This window comes from Streptomyces sp. MMS24-W38 (assembly GCF_059889265.1).
The window spans coordinates 1,761,589-1,780,524 of record NZ_JCBCPP010000001.1; the positions used below are offsets into that span (position 1 = coordinate 1,761,589).

The 18,936-nt window shown below is 69.8% G+C and carries 17 protein-coding genes, 1 tRNA gene and 1 pseudogene; 6 read left to right on the forward strand and 13 right to left on the reverse strand.

The features are described 5' to 3' along the window. Nucleotides 1-190: 190 nt before the first annotated feature. The 6 genes from thrB to AC6F7H_RS06635 all read right to left on the reverse strand — a co-directional run bounded on the left by thrB (nt 191) and on the right by AC6F7H_RS06635 (nt 7,160). Entirely contained in the window at nt 191-1,108 is a 918-nt protein-coding gene (thrB, locus tag AC6F7H_RS06610; protein WP_500755825.1) for a homoserine kinase, read from the reverse strand. A 428-nt stretch (nt 1,109-1,536) separates the two neighbouring features. Beyond that, on the reverse strand, nt 1,537-2,595 hold the full coding sequence (gene thrC, locus AC6F7H_RS06615) for a threonine synthase (protein ID WP_202277430.1): 1,059 nt from the start codon (nt 2,593-2,595) through the stop codon (nt 1,537-1,539). A 6-nt stretch (nt 2,596-2,601) separates the two neighbouring features. After that, the gene (locus AC6F7H_RS06620; protein WP_363037642.1) at nt 2,602-3,894 is read right to left on the reverse strand and encodes a homoserine dehydrogenase; all 1,293 of its coding nucleotides are present in this window, start codon (nt 3,892-3,894) and stop codon (nt 2,602-2,604) included. Between the two features lie 168 nt (nt 3,895-4,062). After that, the gene (lysA, locus tag AC6F7H_RS06625; protein ID WP_500755827.1) at nt 4,063-5,454 is read right to left on the reverse strand and encodes a diaminopimelate decarboxylase; all 1,392 of its coding nucleotides are present in this window, start codon (nt 5,452-5,454) and stop codon (nt 4,063-4,065) included. Nucleotides 5,455-5,469: 15 nt separating this feature from the next. Further along, complete coding sequence (nrtL, locus tag AC6F7H_RS06630; protein WP_500755828.1) at nt 5,470-6,555, reverse strand: ArgS-related anticodon-binding protein NrtL; 1,086 nt, start codon at nt 6,553-6,555, stop codon at nt 5,470-5,472. Between the two features lie 95 nt (nt 6,556-6,650). After that, complete coding sequence (locus AC6F7H_RS06635; RefSeq protein ID WP_500755830.1) at nt 6,651-7,160, reverse strand: response regulator; 510 nt, start codon at nt 7,158-7,160, stop codon at nt 6,651-6,653. Nucleotides 7,161-7,275: 115 nt separating this feature from the next. Here AC6F7H_RS06635 and AC6F7H_RS06640 point away from each other — a divergent pair. Together AC6F7H_RS06640 and AC6F7H_RS06645 are read left to right on the forward strand one after the other, a co-directional pair. Further along, nucleotides 7,276-7,347 (forward strand) — tRNA-Arg (locus AC6F7H_RS06640). A 315-nt stretch (nt 7,348-7,662) separates the two neighbouring features. Next, nucleotides 7,663-8,289: a hypothetical protein gene (locus AC6F7H_RS06645; RefSeq protein WP_500755831.1), complete on the forward strand. Its 627-nt coding sequence runs from the start codon at nt 7,663-7,665 to the stop codon at nt 8,287-8,289. 64 nt (nt 8,290-8,353) lie between these two features. On the opposite strand, the pseudogene AC6F7H_RS06650 reads toward AC6F7H_RS06645, so the two are convergent. Further along, nucleotides 8,354-8,524 (reverse strand): annotated as a pseudogene (locus AC6F7H_RS06650) (tyrosine-type recombinase/integrase); the annotation flags it as partial. Between the two features lie 695 nt (nt 8,525-9,219). On the opposite strand from AC6F7H_RS06650, the gene AC6F7H_RS06655 reads away from it, so the two are divergent. The 4 genes from AC6F7H_RS06655 to AC6F7H_RS06670 all read left to right on the forward strand — a co-directional run bounded on the left by AC6F7H_RS06655 (nt 9,220) and on the right by AC6F7H_RS06670 (nt 13,221). Then, nucleotides 9,220-10,113 carry a serine hydrolase gene (locus tag AC6F7H_RS06655; protein WP_500755832.1) on the forward strand — a complete coding sequence of 298 codons (894 nt, stop codon included), beginning with the start codon at nt 9,220-9,222 and terminating at the stop codon, nt 10,111-10,113. Between the two features lie 1,502 nt (nt 10,114-11,615). Continuing rightward, nucleotides 11,616-12,020, forward strand: a complete 405-nt coding sequence (locus AC6F7H_RS06660) for a DUF5958 family protein (RefSeq protein WP_500755834.1) — start codon at nt 11,616-11,618, stop codon at nt 12,018-12,020. Between the two features lie 306 nt (nt 12,021-12,326). Then, entirely contained in the window at nt 12,327-12,662 is a 336-nt protein-coding gene (locus tag AC6F7H_RS06665; protein WP_500755836.1) for a hypothetical protein, read from the forward strand. A 202-nt stretch (nt 12,663-12,864) separates the two neighbouring features. After that, nucleotides 12,865-13,221, forward strand: coding sequence for a carboxymuconolactone decarboxylase (locus AC6F7H_RS06670; protein ID WP_500755837.1), 357 nt, complete (start codon nt 12,865-12,867; stop codon nt 13,219-13,221). Nucleotides 13,222-13,602: 381 nt separating this feature from the next. Here AC6F7H_RS06670 and AC6F7H_RS06675 read toward each other — a convergent pair whose 3' ends face one another. From AC6F7H_RS06675 to AC6F7H_RS06700, 6 genes are all read right to left on the reverse strand, one after another. Continuing rightward, on the reverse strand, nt 13,603-14,142 hold the full coding sequence (locus AC6F7H_RS06675) for a glycoside hydrolase family 15 protein (protein WP_500755838.1): 540 nt from the start codon (nt 14,140-14,142) through the stop codon (nt 13,603-13,605). A gap of 115 nt (nt 14,143-14,257) precedes the next feature. Further along, nucleotides 14,258-15,640: a Ni/Fe hydrogenase subunit alpha gene (locus tag AC6F7H_RS06680; RefSeq protein WP_500755839.1), complete on the reverse strand. Its 1,383-nt coding sequence runs from the start codon at nt 15,638-15,640 to the stop codon at nt 14,258-14,260. Then, the gene (locus tag AC6F7H_RS06685) at nt 15,637-16,428 is read right to left on the reverse strand and encodes an NADH-quinone oxidoreductase subunit B family protein (protein ID WP_500755841.1); all 792 of its coding nucleotides are present in this window, start codon (nt 16,426-16,428) and stop codon (nt 15,637-15,639) included. The genes AC6F7H_RS06680 and AC6F7H_RS06685 overlap by 4 nt, the downstream gene beginning before the upstream one ends. 1 nt (nt 16,429) lies before the next feature. Then, nucleotides 16,430-17,236, reverse strand: a complete 807-nt coding sequence (locus AC6F7H_RS06690) for an FAD/NAD(P)-binding protein (protein ID WP_500755842.1) — start codon at nt 17,234-17,236, stop codon at nt 16,430-16,432. Further along, a complete protein-coding gene (locus AC6F7H_RS06695) occupies nt 17,233-17,709 on the reverse strand; it encodes a cyclic nucleotide-binding domain-containing protein (protein ID WP_500755843.1) in 477 nt (158 codons plus the stop codon). Before AC6F7H_RS06695 ends, AC6F7H_RS06690 begins: the two co-directional genes overlap by 4 nt. Then, nucleotides 17,706-18,875 carry a 4Fe-4S dicluster domain-containing protein gene (locus AC6F7H_RS06700; protein WP_500755844.1) on the reverse strand — a complete coding sequence of 390 codons (1,170 nt, stop codon included), beginning with the start codon at nt 18,873-18,875 and terminating at the stop codon, nt 17,706-17,708. The genes AC6F7H_RS06695 and AC6F7H_RS06700 overlap by 4 nt, the downstream gene beginning before the upstream one ends. Nucleotides 18,876-18,936 lie beyond the last annotated feature (61 nt).

Here is an 18,936-nt window from a genome sequence, read left to right on the forward strand (position 1 = left end):
AGTGTCCGCGTGCGACGCACTGTCCGCGTACGGCGCAGAGAACACGGTGTGGCTTGGGGAGCTCCCGGAAGAATGTCTGTCCCGAACGGGGACACGAGGCACCTCGCCATGGTGGGGTCGGGTGCAGACTTGAGGTTAACACTACCGGATCCAACAAACATTCCCCCTCTCCTCATCCGGCAACCGTGTGTCAGGTGGCAAGCGGAAGCACGCTCGCTCCCTGCAGATCGAGACGGAGCCGGTTGGCGGCCCAGTCGGCGCCGGCCAGTGCTTCGACCTTGTCGGCGGTGTCGGCGTCGGCCAGCGCCATGACGGTGGGCCCGGCACCGGAGATCACCGCGGGGACGCCGTCCGCGCGCAGCCGCTCCACCAGCGCCGCGCTCTCGGGCATGGCGGGAGCCCGGTAGTCCTGGTGCAGTCGGTCCTCGGTGGCGGGCAGCAGCAGTTCGGGACGCCTGGTCAGAGCCTCGACGAGCAGGGCGGCACGGCCCGCGTTGGTGGCGGCGTCGACGTGCGGCACGGTACGCGGCAGCAGGCCGCGGGCGGTCTCGGTGAGGACGGGTTTGCCCGGTACGAAGACCACCGGGACGATGGATTCGGCGGGCTCCAGCCTGATCGCGCGGGCCGCGCCGCCCTCCATCCAGGAGAGGCTGAAGCCGCCCAGCAGGCAGGCGGCGACGTTGTCGGGGTGGCCCTCGATCTCGGTGGCGAGTTCGAGCAGCGCGGTGTCGTCGAGCTTGGCCTCGGCGCCTATGGTCACGGCGCGGGCGGCGACTATGCCGGCGCAGATGGCGGCCGAGGAGGAGCCCAGGCCCCGACCGTGCGGAATGCGGTTGGCGCAGACGATCTCCAGGCCGCGCGGCTGTCCGCCCAGCAGATCGAAGGCGGTGCGCAGGGAGCGTACGAGCAGGTGCCTCTCGTCGCGCGGGAGGGTCTCGCCGCCCTCACCGGCGATGTCGATGTGCAGCCCGGCGTCGGCCACCCGGACGACCACGTCGTCGTACAAGCCCAGCGCGAGGCCCAGGGCGTCGAAGCCCGGACCGAGGTTGGCGCTGGTGGCGGGGACGCGCACCCGGACGGCGGCGGCGCGGAACGCGGGACCGGCCATCGCTCGTTGACTCTCCTTGAGCTGGTGACTGTCGTTGGATCTGGGCGACTGTCGATTGAGCTGGTGACTGTCGAATGACATTCGACGGCGTACGAAACCCAGGGATCGCCGCCGACCAGGGTGGCCGGCCGCCTTCCGCGCCTTTCGGAGGTCGCTTCCGGACCACGGGGACGACGCGGTACCGCGGCATATGCGGCGGGTGGGTTGAGTACAGCCTATCGAAGGACGGTTCCGTGTCGACATAGGGCGCACGGGAGGCGCACGATGCGTGTCGTAAGCCCCCTGTGCACCCCCTGTGGGAAACTTCCCCGGGCAAGCGCCCTCTTACGCCCTTCCTGCCGTCCGATGCGGCGGCTGCGGGGCGCGAAGGACGCCAAAGGGGCCGGGGGCGCGCGGGCCCCTCAGCCCCCTCGGTCCCCTCGGTCCTGTCAGACCAGCCCGAGCCGTTCGGCGGCCGTGGCGGCGTCCACCGGGACGGTGACCGGCTGCGGGGCGCCGGCGACGGCCCAGTCCGGGTCCTTCAGACCGTTGCCGGTGACGGTGCACACGATCTTCTGCCCCGGGTCGACCTTGCCCTGCTCGGCGGCCTTCAGCAGACCGGCGACCGACGCGGCGGACGCGGGCTCGACGAAGACGCCCTCCTGCGAGGCCAACAGCCGGTAGGCGCGCAGGATCTCACGGTCCGTCACCTCGTCGATGAGGCCGCCGGACTCGTCCCGCGCGGCGAGCGCGTACTGCCACGAGGCCGGGTTGCCGATCCGGATGGCGGTGGCGATGGTCGCCGGGTCCTTGACGACCTCACCGCGCACGATCGGGGCGCTGCCGGAGGCCTGGAAGCCCCACATGCGCGGGGTCCGGGTGGCCACGCCGTCGGCGGCGTACTCCCGGTAGCCCTTCCAATAGGCGGTGATGTTACCCGCGTTGCCCACCGGGAGGACGTGGATGTCGGGGGCGTCACCGAGCATGTCCACGATCTCGAAGGCGGCCGTCTTCTGCCCCTCGATACGCACCGGGTTGACCGAATTGACCAGCGCCACCGGGTAGTTGTCGCTGAGCGCGCGGGCGAGGGTGAGACAGTCGTCGAAGTTGCCGTCGACCTGGAGGATCTTCGCCCCGTGCACCAGGGCCTGGCCCATCTTGCCGAGCGCGATCTTGCCCTGCGGCACGAGCACCGCGGAGACCATCCCGGCGCGCACGCCGTAGGCGGCGGCGGAGGCGGAGGTGTTGCCGGTGGAGGCGCAGATGACGGCCTGCGCGCCCTCCTCCTTGGCCTTGGAGATGGCCATGGTCATCCCCCGGTCCTTGAAGGACCCGGTCGGGTTGGCGCCCTCCACCTTGAGGTGGACCTCGCAACCCGTGCGCTCGGAGAGCACCTGCGCGGGCACGAGCGGCGTACCGCCCTCACGGAGCGTGACAACCGGCGTGGTGTCGGCGACCGGCAGCCGGTCCCGGTACTCCTCGATGATTCCGCGCCACTGGTGGGTCATTGCTGGTTACTCTCCTTCAACCCGCATGATGCTGGCGACACCGCGCACGGTGTCGAGCTTGCGCAACGCCTCGACGGTGCCGCCGAGGGCCGCGTCGGACGCACGGTGGGTGACGACGACGAGGGAGGCCTCCCCGTCCTTGCCCTGCTGGCGAACCGTGTCGATCGAGACGCCGTGCTCCGCGAACACGGTCGCGACCTGAGCGAGAACGCCCGGCTTGTCGGCCACGTCGAGGCTGATGTGGTAGCGCGTGACGACGTCGCCCATCGGCGAGACCGGCAGCGCCGCGTAGGCGGACTCGCCCGGTCCGGTGGCCCCGCCCAGCCGGTTGCGGCAGACGGCGACGAGGTCGCCGAGCACGGCGGAGGCGGTGGGCGCCCCGCCGGCGCCGGGCCCGTAGAACATCAGCTGCCCGGCGGCCTCCGACTCCACGAAAACGGCGTTGTAGGCGCCGCGCACCGAGGCCAGCGGGTGGGTGAGCGGGATCATCGCCGGATGCACGCGCGCGGTGACGGAGGCGCCGTCACCGGCCCGCTCGCAGATGGCGAGCAGTTTGATGGTGCAGCCCATCTCCTTCGCCGAGGCGATGTCGGCGGCGGTGACCTCGGTCATGCCCTCGCGGTGGACGTCGTCGAGCCGCACACGCGTGTGGAAGGCGATTCCGGCGAGGATGGCGGCCTTGGCGGCGGCGTCGAAGCCCTCGACGTCGGCGGTGGGGTCGGCTTCCGCGTACCCGAGGGCGGTGGCCTCGTCGAGTGCCTCCTGATAGCCGGCGCCGGTGGTGTCCATGGCGTCGAGGATGAAGTTCGTCGTCCCGTTGACGATGCCGAGCACCCGGTTGACCTTGTCACCGGCGAGCGACTCGCGCAGTGGCCGGATCAGCGGAATGGCACCGGCGACGGCGGCCTCGTAGTAGAGGTCCTTGCCGTGCTCCTCGGCGGCGGCGTGCAGCGCGGCACCGTCCTGGGCGAGCAGCGCCTTGTTCGCGGAGACCACGGACGCGCCGTGCGCGAAGGCGGTGGTGATCAACGTCCGCGCGGGCTCGATCCCGCCGATGACCTCGACGACCACGTCGAGGTCGCCCCGTTTGACGAGGGCGGTGGCGTCGGTGGTGACCAGCTCGGCCGGGATGCCCTCACGCACCCGGTCGGGGCGCCGCACGGCGACCCCGGCGAGCTCCACCGGGGCTCCGATGCGGGCCGCGAGGTCGTCGGCCTGCGTCGTCATGATGCGCGCCACCTCTGAGCCGACCACTCCACAGCCCAGCAGCGCCACCTTCAGCGGACGCGTACGCATCATCCGACCTCGTTTCCCGATTACCGTCTCGATTGCACCAGTCTCACTCACCGGACGGAAGTTTCTGCCCTTTGTCCGGATCGTGAGACATCGATTTCGTTGCGAAGCCCGCGAGAACCGAAGATCTTCCGCCTCCCTCTCCCGCGTCCCCTCGCGTCCTCTGTTCTTACCTCACCCGACGTCGAGCCGGAGGAGGTCCTCCTCGGTCTCGCGCCGGACGATCACCCGCGCCTCGCCGTCCGCGACCGCGACGACGGGCGGGCGAAGGACGTGGTTGTAGTTGCTGGCCATCGACCGGCAGTACGCCCCGGTGGCCGGTACGGCGATCAGGTCGCCCGGCGCCAGGTCCCCCGGCAGGAAGGCGTCGCGCACCACGATGTCCCCGCTCTCGCAGTGCTTGCCGACGACCCGGCTGAGCATCGGCTCGGCGTCGGAGCGGCGGGAGACGAGGGCGACGCTGTACTCGGCGTCGTACAGCGCGGTGCGGATGTTGTCCGACATCCCGCCGTCGACGGAGACGTAGGTGCGCAGGCCGTCCAGCGGCTTGACGGTGCCGACCTCGTACACCGTGAAGGCGGTCGGCCCGACGATGGCACGCCCCGGCTCCACGGAGATGCGCGGGACGCTGAGGCGGGCGGCCTCGCACTCCCGGGTGACGATCTCGGTCAGCGCCTTGGCGATCTCGTGCGGCTCGCGGGGGTCGTCGTCGCTGGTGTAGGCGATGCCGAGACCGCCCCCGAGGTCGATCTCGGGCAGCTCGACGCCGTGCTCGTCGCGGATGTCCTTGAGCAGCCCGACCACCCGGTGCGCGGCGACCTCGAACCCCGACATGTCGAAGATCTGCGACCCGATGTGGCTGTGGATGCCGATGACCTCCAGCCCGTCCAGCTGGAGCGCCCGCCGCACGGCCTCGGCGGCCTGCCCGCCGGCGAGCGGGATCCCGAACTTCTGGTCCTCGTGGGCGGTGGCGATGAACTCGTGCGTGTGCGCCTCGACGCCGACGGTGATCCGGATCTGTACCCGCTGCCGGGTGCCGAGCGACTGCGCGATGTGCGCGACCCGGACGATCTCCTGGAAGGAGTCGAGCACGATCCGCCCGACACCGGCCTCGACGGCCCGGCGGATCTCCGCCACGGACTTGTTGTTGCCGTGGAAGGCGATCCGGTCGGCGGGCATACCGGCGGACAGGGCGGTGGCCAGTTCCCCGCCGGAGCAGACGTCGAGGTTCAGCCCCTCCTCGTCGAGCCATCGCACGACGGCCCGGGAGAGGAACGCCTTGCCGGCGTAGAACACGTCGGCGTCGCTCCCGAAGGCGTTGCGCCAGGCTCGCGCGCGGGCGCGGAAGTCGGTCTCGTCGAGGATGTAGGCGGGGGTGCCGAACTCCTCGGCGAGCCGCGTGACGGGAATCCCGCCGACGGTGACCACACCGTCCTCGTCACGGCTGACGGTCTGCGCCCACACCTTCGGGTCGAGGGCGTTGAGATCGGCGGGCGGTGCGGAGTAGTGCCCCTCGGGGAGGACGTCGGCGTGACGGGGTCCTGCGGGGTGTGCGGAACGGCTCATTCTTCGCGTGCTCTTTCACAGATGGTCGGGTGCGTCGATGCCGAGCAGGGACAGGCCGCCGGCCAGCACCGTCCCGGCGGCTTCGGCGAGCGCGAGCCGGGCACGGTGGGCGGCCGAGGGTTTCTCCTCACCGAGGGGCAGCACGGCGGGGAGCAGGGGCTGCGTGGCATCGGCGACGGTGACGAGGTGCCGGGCGAGCCGGTCGGGGGCACGGTGCCGGGCGGCAGCGGCCAGGACGCGGGGGTGGTCGGCGAGGGCAGCGCACAGGGGCTGGGTTCCGCTCACGCCGACGGGGCCGGGCTCGGGCCCGAACCCGAGGTCGGCGGCGTTGCGCAGGAGGGCACGGGTGCGGGCGTGGGCGTAGCGCACCCGGAAGAGGGGGTTGCTCTCCCGCTGGGCCAGGTGCTCGCCGGTGATCCGGGGCCGGTCGTGCGACGCGGGCCGGAGCAACGCCCACCGCGCGGCGTCCCGGCCGAGGGGCAGCGGGTCGCCGGGAGCGGGCACGGGCCGGACGTCGACCCGGGGGGCCTCGTACGGGTCACCGTCGCCGGCGTCGTCGATGACGACCCCGAGAACGGCCGGAGCAGCACCCCACTCGGGCGCGGAGGCCGGCACATCGCAACTGGTCCGCACCACCACACCCTGGGACCGCAGGATGCGAGCGAGGGCGTCGACCTGAACCAGGGCACGCACCTCGGCAGCCCCGTGCAGCAGCACCCGCTCCCGGCTCCCGCTCCTCCCCCCGTCCAGATGCCCGTAAGGAGCGCCACCGGTGCTTCCTGCCCTCAGGATCTCCTCCACGAGGGCGACGGGAGCGGACCCCCGCAGACTGATGTTGATGAACCCGGGCCCGGTGACGACGACGTCGCCGATGCCGCCGGCCTGAAGGAGCCGGGCCCGCAGCACCTCGGCGACATGCCGGGGTGTGTGCCCGGCCTGGCCGGCCAGCTGGAGCGCGACGTTGGTGGCGTACTCCCCGCACCCCCCGGGCCCCGGCGGCGCGACGGCGACCCGCTCGGGAACGGTCACCCTCAGCTCCCCTTCGTCGACGGCACGGCGCACCGCGTGCAGCACGGTGCGGGAGAGCTCGACGGGGGTCACGGGACAAGCGTATGGGAGGAGGGGGGTGAGAGGGCGAGCCGGTTTACCGGGAGTCCGCCATGTGGACGTCCCGCCGGACGGACCGCCCGCCCCCGCTATCCCCCGGCGTGCCCGGCAGCCCGCTCGGCACCGCCGACACCACGGCCACCGTCCCTGCCCCCACCACTTCCGCACCGCCGCCGCTCGACCAACCGCCGGACCACCCTCACGAGTTCACCGGGCTCGAAGGGCTTGGCGAGGAAGGCGTCGACCCCGATCTCGAGCCCGTTCTCGACCTCGTACTGGGTAGAGGCACTGATGATGGCGAGCGGAAGCTCACGGGTACGGGGATCGGAACGCAACCGGGCCGCGGTCCTGAGCCCGTCCAGCCGCGGCATGGCGACATCGAGGGTGACGAGGTCGGGCCGCACCTGATGGACGACTTCCAGACACTCGGCACCATCGGCCGCGGTCACGACCTCGATGCCCTCAAGCTCGAGATTGACCCTGATCAACTGCCGGATGACCTTGTTGTCGTCCACAACAAGAACCCGGCGCGACGCCCCTGGCACAACTCGAGAGTAGGTCGAGACCGGCCACCGCGTCCGCGTTTTCCCTACTTCCACCCCCAAGGGTGCCCCCGCGGGCACCCAGGGTGACGCCCTCCGGGAAACGGGTTCCTACCCACCCCTCCAGAACTGGTACTGTTCTACCCGTCGAAGCGATCACCGCAACCGACACGCCCCCGTAGCTCAGGGGATAGAGCAACGGCCTCCGGAGCCGTGTGCGCAGGTTCGAATCCTGCCGGGGGCACCCAGTATGAGGTGCCCAAAGACCCCGTCACCAGCGGAAACGCTGAGAGCGGGGTCTTCGCGTATGTGCAGCCGTGTGCCGCCCGGAGCGGGCGTATGTCGGGGTCTGCGGACGAGGCGTGGACGGGATCTTGAAGCGTCACCGCAGGTGAGAGAGGCTTCCTGGAGCCAGGCAGAGCTGTTCCTCTTTCTCGCTGTCCCGGTCTTGGACCATACGCCGAGGGTGAGGATCATCGCGTGACTGAGGAGGTTGTCATGCCGTCTTCAGTCGCCGACTGCGGGCAGACAAGTGGACGAGTTGGGGGATCTCGTGGATGTGACCACGCTTGCCGTCGCGCTCATCAGCGTCGGAGGAACGCTCGGCGGAACTCTGGGTGGGGCAGTGCTCAGCCAGCGCGCCAGCCGAGAGCAAAATGAGCGTGCTGATCGTGAACGGGAGCAGGAGCGCCATGAGCAGGTACTGCAAGCCAAGCGCGATCTCTACGCCGATTTGAACACAACGGCTCGCGCCTACCGTGTCGCTGCCCGAGACGTCGTCCGAGCAGCCGAGCGCGGCGAAAGTATCGACCCGGCGGTTCTCGACGCCGCCAAGGAAGCCTGGGCCGACCAGTACTCTCAGGCGCAGATGGCACTGACGAAGGACGTCCTGCAAGTAACCTCAAAGCTCAACAGGGCACTCGGAGTCGGGTACTCAGTCGTCAAGCAGTTGCCGAGCAGCCCCAACCTCAACGAGGCGTATGAGCGCGCGAAGGCATGGTTCAGCGGCCCCCTGTCCGATGGTGTGTACCTGCTACGGGTCACCCTGCGACATGACCTCGGCGTCGAAGTCGACCCCCACTTCGAGCAGACTCGTATGCGGATACTCACCACGCTCGACAGCGCGAGAAAAGACCTTGAGCGCCTACTCGCAGCAGAGCGCTCCCGCGCCCCCGGATCACGTTGACGCACAGGGCAAGCGACGAGGCCCCTGACGCGGTGCCAGGGGCCTCGAACTCGTTCAGGCGGATTCACTCGTACTCGCGAAGCAGGTCCTCGATGCGTCGGTTGGCGACGTCCTGCCGTCCGTCGAGGCACTTGGCGTAGCGGCTCAGCAGGACCTCCACGCTGTTGCCCGCACGTTCGGCGGCCTCGGTCGGATCCACCCCGGAGTTGAGCCAGGTCGGCAACGCCGAGTGTCGGCAGGCCCCGTTGCCGCTCCGTCGCAGGTCGGTCAAGTGACCCCCATCGGCACACCCGAGCGTCCCAAGTCGAGGGCTCCGAAGCCGCCGCCACGGGCCAACCGCCGCGGCTGATTCTGGTCGACGACACACGACGGCAGCACGGTTGAGGCCGGTGAGGGTGCAACGAGGCACCCCGCATGCACAGCATGCCTCACCGGCACCTGAGACAGCCGACCTACTTCCACACTCAGACCAACCTCGATGACACCCACAGCCACGCCGCGCAACTCCCCCAAACGCTGCAAGGCGCTCACCGGGAAGAGTGGCGTGGGCAGGCCACCGCACCCGGGGGCCAGGGGGCGGCGCGTCGCACGACATGGCGGCGCGGGGCAGGTGCACAGGGCCGCGGGAGACGGGCCTTCGCTTCATTCCCAAGGGGCCGTCAGGTGGCTTCTGTCATGAGCTTGTTACGCCTTTAGGGGGAAACCGCCCGGGGATGCGGCGCGCCTCACCCCGGAAAAGACTGTGGGCGTGGTTCTTCCTCCGGTTGTCTCCCACTCGTGCGATTGAGGTTCCCGATGAATCCGAATCATGCTGCCTGTCCACCCCACGGAACGGGGCACCGGCCTGTCCCGCCCGGTCCGAGCGGACACGGCAAGGCCTGCGCGCGGCGGGAGCGGATACATCTGGTACTGGCGTGCTCCGCAGCGGGCATGCTGCTCACGGGCTGCTTCGTTGCCGGTCACACCACAACCGGTGACCGGGCCGGACGCCCCCTGGCACAGAACCAGGCACCTTCGACGCCCGCAAACAGCAAGCCGGCCCAAGCGCCGCCAGGCCGCCCCGACACGCGGACACCGGCCCCGACGGACGCGAACAACGCGCTCGCCCGTTTGCTCGAACCGATTCGAGCACAGAGCGGCACTCAGGTGTCGGTCGCCGTTCTGGAGCCCAGGACCGGCCGACGGACGGTGTACGGCTCCCAAACACACGTCACCGCGAGCGTGGCGAAGGTGAACATCCTGGCGGCACTGCTGCTGCGTGCCCAGCGCGAAAGACGGTCGCTCACCCCGTGGGAGACATCCACCGCCGCCTCAATGATCCAGAGCAGCGACAACGACTCCGCAGGTGCCCTGTGGCAACGTATCGGCGGCGGCCCAGGACTCACTGACGCCAACAAGACCCTGGGGCTGACCTCCACCCAAGCAGGACCAGGTACCCACTGGGGCCTCACCCGCACCACCGCGGCAGACCAACTAACCCTGTTGACCGACGTGTTCGCCGACCATTCACCGCTCAGCAAAGCCTCACGCCACCTGATCCAGACCTTCATGGACCGGATCGACGCCGACCAGGACTGGGGAGTGTCTGCGGAAGGCAGCCGCTGGCAACTCAAGAACGGCTGGCTGCAGCGCTCCCAATCGCAACGCTGGGTGATCAACAGCATGGGCCGAGTCGAAGCACACGGGAGCACGTTCTACGTCGTCGTCCTCTCTCACGGCAGCCCGAGCATGTCCCACGGCATCTCCACGGTGGAGCGAGCGGCGCGAACAGCCGTACACGCCCTACGCAGCACCGCCCCTCCTGTGTCCCCGATCATCCACTGACCTCTTTTCCTGCCGGCCCGAGGCCGCGTCTGCTGCCCATGGAGAAGGAATGCCTGGTGGGCGACGGTCGTCCTGCCGTTTCCTCCTGCCGGGACCGGACCTCACGAGCACCGGTGTGCACTCGCCCGGTCGTAGCCACCCACGTAAGTGAGGGAGGTCAGCAGTACATCAGCGGCTGACACCGACAAGCGCGAACCGCGAGGGTCATCGTCGAACCTCAGCGGCCGGCCGGCAGGGACCCGGAGCGGGTTACGGAGGCCGCAGCGTCCCGTGATCGACCTGATGAGGATGAGGATGAGGGGCGAACCTGTTCCAGGCGGGGCACCGCTCAACCGAGGAACGGTGCCCCGTCGGCTTGACTCGGCCATGGAGACACCGCCGACCTTGTCGGGCGCACCTCACCGTCCGACCATCGAACAAACATCCGGTTATTGGCCGTCGAGCGAACCCTGCCGCCCCCATCGCGGATGCCGCGACTTCGCATACCCTCCACACCTCGTGACCATGGGTCAGATCACCCTTACGCATCGTTACTTCACTGCGCACCGAGGGGAGATCTACATCACAGTGGCCCGACGCGAAAGCCCACCGATCGCTGCGCAGGCTTCCTGGCCAGAGCAGCGATCGGCGGGCGGGCACCCAGGAGGTACTGCTATGAGTGTGACCTCGGCGAACCGACTTTCAATCCCCCGGCTGCGAGACTGGACCGCCGTCCTCGTCGTCATCGTGGTCGTCTACGTCCCCGTCGCACAGATCCAAGACGTTCTGACCAACTTGATCGCGCTGTCAGCAGTCCTGGTCTGCGGCTTTGCGGTGAGTGCAGTATCAGCCCGACGGCCGCAGACAACCGCGTGACCGCCGCCTAGACCCGACGAGGCCCCCCTGGCCTTCCCTCCCCCGGAGAGCCAGGAGAGCCACCCGTGCCCCAGCGTGCCCGATCCAGCAGGAAACCACGGGGAACACCGGGCAGTCACAGTAGCCGGACACGAGAACGGCCCCCGACCGAACACCCGGGCCGGGGGCTGTTCTCACCGCGCATCGCGCGGAGGCGGTGGGATGTGAACCCACGGTGACATCGCAGCCAGGACGGTTCACTCACTTGGTCCGGCCCATCTTGGCCAGAGGATGGCCGCGGGAGCTGGGTGAGTGCCGCTCAAGCCGCCGGCTACGACCGGACGGCCGACCATCGCGGAAGGCCCGGCGACCTCTTCGTCCGAAGCAACTCGGGTGGGCGTCCGCCCGCGGGCCGGAGTACCTCTCACCTGGTGCGACGGTGCACGGGCGTCCGTGCTTGTCCGCCGCTGTTCCTCTGCGTCGTCACGCAGTTGGACACTCACTCGGCGCGACCTGCCTGGAAGGCGCTGCGCGGCTTTTACGGGGAGCCTGCCGCCCGCGTCAGGGCCGTGCCGTCAGGTCACGAGAAACCGTGCTGCTCACGGGCGGTCGTGCGCGTACCGCCGGTCTGAACCATGGGGTGGAAGCCTGTGTTGTACGCACACGAGGTGATCCTGGACGAACTCGCACAGGGGCTCAGACCGACGGCCGGGGGCGTCGAGTGGTTCGAGGGCCTCTCTGAGGATGACCGACGCAAGGTCTCGCACCCCCTGGCGCTGTTCTGCGGGCAAGCCCGCGCCTGCGAGGAGGACGTGCCGGAGAGCATTGCACGTTCCGGCGTTCGCCTCCCTCACACGCCGGTGGTGATGCTCACGAAGTGGCGCTTCGGGATGGAAGGACTTCCGGCCCACGAACTCACCAATTCCTTCCGTCTGCTCGTCGCCCTCTTCAGCATCGCGGACACCCGCAGGCGGACGCTGTACTGTGCCGGGGAATGTGGTCACGCGCGGCACAATCCGCCGGATCCGCCACGGGACGCAAAACGGTCTTTGTTGGTCGCCGCTGGGTGGTAATGAGCGACCTCGGACGGCCCAGGGACGGTTCGGAGAAGCGGAATCGATGCATCTCATTTCGGAGCCGGCGGGTACGGTACGGCCGCGATCAAACATGGGGTTCGGGGAGGGGCTTTGGGAGCGAAGACGGGTCTGCTCGTGTACGTCGACAACGATGTGCCGGACCAGTTGCGGCGGGTGGGGCCGGCGGACCTGGCGCGGACGACAGGTCGGAGCAGGGCCTGTCGCCGCTGTGGGGCGGCTGTTTCGGTCCGCGTACGGCTCGTCGCGGTAGCGGCCACGTCCTTGCTGGCTGCAGGTTGCGGCATGCTGGACGATCCGGTCAAGGACCACTGGGAGTCCAGAACTGAGTTTTCAAGTTGTGGCGAAGTGAGCTTGGCTCAGGGTGAGGAGATACAGAAGCAGGCGGTGCGGGAAATCGTCTGTCTCCGGCGAGCTCTGAAGAGCGGTGAGAGCGCAGAACTGAAGGTGACTTACCCCACTGTGGAGGGTGACCCGATTCGCGAGTACTACCGCTTGACGCCGCAAGGCAGGCTTGAGGTGTACACCGACAGCACGGACGACCTCTACTCGGACCAGAAGTGGTCGTTTGCTGAGTGCTACACCCCGGAATGGTTGGCTGAGATTTCCTGCGATCAATGAACACTTCCACGATCGAGGAGGAGGACACGGGGCGCGCTGACACGGTGGGGGCAGGATCAGCACGCCGGGTACGGCCGACCGGCTCACCGCGCGCCACCACCTGAGAGTGCCTACGCTTGAGTGGTAACCGCCGAGCAGGCGGGGATTCCGCACTGAGCGGGTGGCGGTTCAGCTCTCCACAGCACCAGAAGGCGGTCCAGCCATGGCCACTGCATCCGAGACCCCTGTACTCGACACGATCGCCGCCATGACGATCGACTCCGTCGAGCACTGCCACATGGACGAGCGAACGCTCATCCAGGCTCGCATCGCCGCACTCGTGGCGATGGACGCACCGGCGGTCTCCTACCTGGCCCACATCAACCCCGCGATCAAAGCCGACTTCACGGTCGAACAGTTGCAGGACCTTCTCGTCGCCATCGCCCCCGTCGTGGGGACAGCGCGCGTCATGTCCGCCGCAGGCCACATCGCCCGGGCGTTCGGTGTCACACTCGCACTGGCCGACAGCGAAGCCGAAGCCATAGCCCGAGCCGAAGCCGACAGCCGCAGCACCTCCTAGACGGTCCCGTCCGGGTGGAGGACCGGGCTGCGTTCATTCTGGAGCGATTGCTGTGGGGTCTCTCTTGAGAGGGTGAGCGGCGGACTTGCCAAGTCCGCTCTGGCAGCTGACATCAGTGCCTGACACCAACAGCCCCGGACAGCGGCGGTCAGCACCGAACCTCAGCGAACGATCAGCCGAGGACTACGACCGGTTGGATGGTGCCGACGGTCGCCGTGCCGAAGGATGAGCCGAGGTCGGAGATGCTGCGGGAGAGTCCGGAGATCTCGCCTTGCTGGCCCTACGGGTCTCCCGGATCCCTTCGTCGGGCTCTGGTCCCAGTGGTCGGCGAGCCGGCCCAGGACGCCGCTCAGCGCCGCCCAGCCGCAGATCGCACCGATGTCACCGCCCACGACCAGGGGCATCGGAGACCTCGCCGTAGATGTCGAACTGGAGCTGGTCCGCCGCACCGTTTTCCGCCCGGACGGGACGGGATCCCAGATAGCCCTCCAGGTGGTCGAGGCTCTCTTCCGTCAGGTGGGGGTCGCCGTCGACCCGGTACATGATCTGGAGGGGGTCCGCCGAGGGCGTGTTCTTGAGCTTGATGCGCTTGCGCAGCCAGCGGCGGAAGGCCTGTGCCTCCTCCCGGAAGCCGAGGTCGCTCAGCGCCCTGACAGCCAGTTGGTCGAGCGCCCCGCCACCGCTGCGGCATTTAGAATGCTCTACCTGCCTTGATCGGTTTGACAGGTTCCGGCGGACATGCGATCGAGTGACGGTGTATCGGGCCTTGCCGGGGACGGTCGGATCCTCCAGCAGTTCACGGGACAGACCGTTCGGCGACACCGTCGTCGACTTCACGTCGGCACCCTGAACACCGCCGTCGGCGAGGGCAGGCGACACGCTGCCGGAGGTCTCGATCCGGTGATCCGTCGTCGTACTCATCAGGTGACTCCTTCGGGGAGGCCCACACCTGATGCACAGCACTCCCGGCACGGCTGCTGCACCTGGACACACCATGGACGCCGGCCGACCCTGCCAAAACGGTCCGCCACGGGTGTCAGGCGAGGGGCGAAGTCCGCTCGATGTCGAGGTCCAGGAAGTGGGCTGAGCAAGAGATGCACGGGTCGTGGTTGCGGATGGCCCGCTCGCACAGCCGGGTGAGCTCGGACTCGGAATCCTCTCCGCGGTCGAGCCCGGCCTGGACCAGGCGGCGCAGGTCCTCCTCGATCGCGCCCTGGTTCTGGGCGGTCGGCGGGACGAGGCAGGCGTCGGTGACGCGGCCTGCGTCGTCGAGTGCGTAACGGTGGTAGAGCAGGCCACGTGGCGCCTCCGTGGCGCCGTGCCCGACGCCGCTCCGAGCAGGCACGTCCACGTACGGACGGGCCGGACGCTCGTAGTCGGCGATGATCCTCAGGGCCTCCTCCACTGCGTACAGGACCTCCACGGCGCGGACGAGGATGCTGCGGTAGGGGTTCGTGCAGACCTCGCCCCGCCCGGTGCCCGCTGCCCGCGGGCCCAACGGGGGAGCGCCCAGTCCGGCTTCCCGGGCCGCTTCCAGGGCCGTCGGGGAGAGCAGATGGCCGTTGACGGCGTAGCGGGCGAGGGACCCGGCGAGATGCCGTCGGCCGTCCAGTCGGGAGTGCAGGGCAGTGGAATGGGGAACCTGCTCCTCGGTGACATGGTCGGAGAAGTCCCGGAGCGGGAAGCTGCGCGGCGCGCGTGTCCCTTCGTAGGGGAGCACGGTAGGGACGCCGGACTCGATGGCGTAGGTGCCGGGCTCGGCGAGGGCCAGCAGGTCGGCGGTGCACTCGGCGTCGGGGAAGTCGAAGCCTGCGACCCACCGCACGGTGTCCCAGGCGTCGTCCAGAGCGGTACGCAGGCGCTCCGCCAGGGGGCGGAGTTCGGCGCGGGTCGGGGTGCGGTGGAAGCCACCGACACGAACGTTGACGGGGTGGATCGCGCGCCCCCCGAGCAGTTCGATGACGGCGTTGCCGGTCTGCTTCAGCCGCAGGCCGCGCTCGACGTGCGGCCGGTGGGAACGGGAGAGGCCGATCACGTCGTCCTGATCGAGGAAGTCCGGGGCGTGCAGCAGGTGGATGTGCAGCGTCTGGCTCTCGATCCACTCGCCGCAGTACAGCAGGCGGCGCAGGGCGGCGAGTTGGCCGTCGACGACGGCACCGCACGCGTCCTCGATGGCCCGGCAGGCACTCAGCTGGTAGGCGACCGGGCAGATCCCGCAGATACGGGAGGTGAGGTCGGGAGGTTCGGTGTGAGCACGGCCCCGGAGGAAGGCTTCGAAGAACCGTGGAGGCTCGTAGATGCCGAGCCGGACCTCGGTGACGGTACCGTCGTGGATCCGCAGATGCAGCGCGGTCTCGCCCTCGACACGGGTGAGTGCGGCGATGCGCAGGACCTGGGACCGGGTCGCGGGCTCGCTCATCCGGGTCCTTCCTCCTCGACGGCGGTGAAGGCGGTCACGTTGAAGGTGTGCAGGAACCTGCCGATGTCCTCCTCGCTCATCCCGTCGCGGTGCAGGAGCGGGACGAGCGCGGGAAGGTTCGTCGTGCCGGCCGGCCCGAAGCAGCCGTAGCAGCCGCGCCCGTAGGTCGGGCACAGGGCTCCGCAGCCCGCGTGGGTGACGGGACCGAGGCAGGGCGTGCCGTGGGCGACGGTGACGCAGACGTTGCCGCGCCGCTTGCAGGCGAAGCAGACGGCGTGGTTCGGGATGCCGGGCTTCCGCCCGGCGAGGAAGGCGGTGATGACCTCCACGAGCTGGCCTCGGTCGATGGGGCAGCCGCGCAGCTCGAAGTCGACGGGTACGTGGGCGGAGATCGGTGTGGAGGTCGCGAGGGTTTCGATGTAGTCGGGGCGGGCGTAGACCGTCGCCAGGTACCCCTCGACGTCGGCGTAGTTGCGCAGCGCCTGCACGCCTCCGGCCGTGGCGCAGGCGCCGATGGTGACGAGGTGGCGGGAGTCGGCACGGATGCGCCGGACACGGTCCAGGTGCTCGGGGGTGCTGACCGATCCCTCGACGAGCGCGAGGTCGTACGGGCCGGGCGCGACCTCACTGGACGCCTCCAAAAAGTGGGCGATCTCCAGCTCGTCGGCGATGCCGAGCAGTTCGTCCTCACAGTCGAGGAGGGTGAGCTGACAGCCGTCGCACGAGGCGAACTTGAACACGCCGAGCCGGGGGCGGGAGGGCGACTGGGGTGTGATGGGGGTGCTCATCTCACAGTTCCCGTACGGTGAGCAGGGGCTCGGCCTGGGCGTAGCCGACGACCGGGCCGTCGCGGCAGAGCAGCAGGGGCCCGAGCTGGCAGTGTCCGCAGTGGCCGGTGGCGCAGCGCATGTTGCGTTCGAGGGAGACCTGGATGCGGTCGGGGCGCACCCCCCGGTGGGTCAGGGCACGGGCGGTCGCGCGGATCATGACTTCGGGGCCGCAGACGAAGGCGGTGGTCGCCGCCGGGGTGAACAGGGCTTCGCCGAGCAGCGTGGTGACGACTCCGACCCGGCCGGTCCAGTGGCCGGAGGGCCGGTCGGCCGTGACGGCGCCGAACGGCCGTCTCCAGGCGGGGAACTCGTCCTGGTACAGCAGATCGTCGGGGGTCCGGGCGCCGGCGAGAACGTTCAGCCGCCCGTACGCGTCCGACTCGGCCAGAACGGCCTCGATCAGGGGGCGCAACGGGGCGAGTCCGATGCCGCCGGCGATGACGAGCAGGTCGTGGCCGCGAGCGGCGGCCGTGTCCCAGCCGGTACCGAAGGGGCCGCGCACCCCGACCGACGCGCCGATGCGCAGCTCGCACAGGGCACGCGAGACGGCCCCGACGGCGCGCACCGTGTGCGTCAGGCGCCGGCCGTGGGGGATCCGGGAGACGGACACGGGGATCTCGCCGACTCCGAACGCGTACACCATCGCGAACTGCCCTGGTGCGAAGGAGTGCAGGGGCTCCCCGGCCGGCTCCAGCACGAGCGTGACCGTGTCGCGCGTCTCCTCCCGGCGGTCCACCACTCGGTGGGGGAGTGGTGTGAGGGTCATGGCGTCGGCCTGCTCTGCCGCGGACCGTACAGGTCGAGCAGCCGGGTCCGGGTGGCTCTCAGCCGGTCTCCGATGGTCTCGGCGACCGCGGTGACCAGTGCCAGGCCCAGGGCGGGGTGTTCGGCGCACAGGTCGCGTACCGCGGCGGCGTCGAACTCCCAGGCGCGGACGGGATCGCGGGTCTCGGCGCCGAGGTGCCACTGCCGGGGCGGGCACAGCCATGACCAGCCGAGCAGGTCGCCCGGGCCGATCGTCTCCACGACGGCGCGCCCGCGGCCGGGCACCTGGACGTCGAGAGCGACCGTTCCGCTGCGGATGACCCAGAAGCGGTCGGCGTCCTGGCCCTCCTCGAAGATCCGTGCGGCGCCGGGGTAGGCGGCGTCGCGGGCGAGGGGCATCAACCGCGCGAGGTGTTCCGCCGGGAGGGCATCGAGCATCCTCTCGCCGGCGGGCCCACCCGTGTGCGCGGTCACGGTGCGGTCCGCTTCCGCCGGTCCTCCAGGTGCAGGGCGTGGGCCTCCTCGGTCAGGTCGATTCCGGTGGGGCACCAGACGATGCACCGGCCGCAGCCGACGCAGCCGGAGCTGTCGAACTGGTCGTGCCATGTGCCGATCTTGTGGGTGAGCCACTGGCGGTAGCGGCTGCGCGGGGTGGCCCGGACCGGACCGCCGTGCAGGAGTGAGAAGTCCAGGTCGTAGCAGGAGTCCCAGCGGCGCCAGCGCTCGGCGTGGTCACCGGTCAGGTCGGTCACGTCCTCGGTGGTCGTACAGAAGCAGGTGGGGCAGACCATGGTGCAGTTGCCGCAGCTCAGGCACCGGGCCGTGACGTCGTCCCAGCGTTCTGCCTCCAGGGTGTCCCGCATCAGCGTGCGCAGGTCAACCGGCGGCATGGACCGGCCCATGCGTTCAGCGGCCTCGCGCACGGCGTGGGCCGCGGCCGCTCGGGTGGGCTCGTCGGCGCCGCGGTGCGGCAGTTCCGCGAGCACCGCGGCTCCCTCCGCGCTCCCGCTGCGGCACCAGAAGCGGTGGCCGGCGGCGTCCATGACCTCGGTGAGGGCGAGATCGTATCCGGCGTCCGCGGCCGGTCCCGTCCCCATCGACACGCAGAAGCAGGTGGCACCCGGCTCGGTGCACTCCACCGCGATCAGGAAGGCCCCCGTCCGCCGGGAGAGGTAGGCGGGGTCGCGGTACCGGCCGCCGCTCATCACTCGGTCCAGGATCTGGATGGCCCGCAGATCGCAGGGCCGCACACCGAGGAACGCGTACGAGACGCTCTTCGGTCTCTCCTCGCGCACGGTCAGTCCGCCACCGGGGGGACGGTCCGCGGTCCACTGACGGACACGTTCCGGGTGCAGGAACGACTTCCACGACTGCGGCCCCGCGCTGTGCGCGAAAGCGGCTCCGTCCGCACGCGGGCGGACCCGGTACCGCCCCGCCTCCAGCTCGACCCCCCAGCCGTACGGCAACGCCTCCGCGGAGTCGAGCTCGTCGAGAACGATCGCGCCGTCGCGCACGGTGGGGCCGATCACCGTGCGGCCGCGGCGTCGCAGGGCACGCACCAGCGCGTCCAGGCCGTCGCGGTCGAACACCGCCTCGACTCCGTCGTGGGGGGCCGCTTCTGCATCTTCACGATCGGTCATCCGCTGCCCTCGATGTTCGCGTCCTTCGCCCCCGGGAGGAGCAGGGGCATTTGCCACAGTC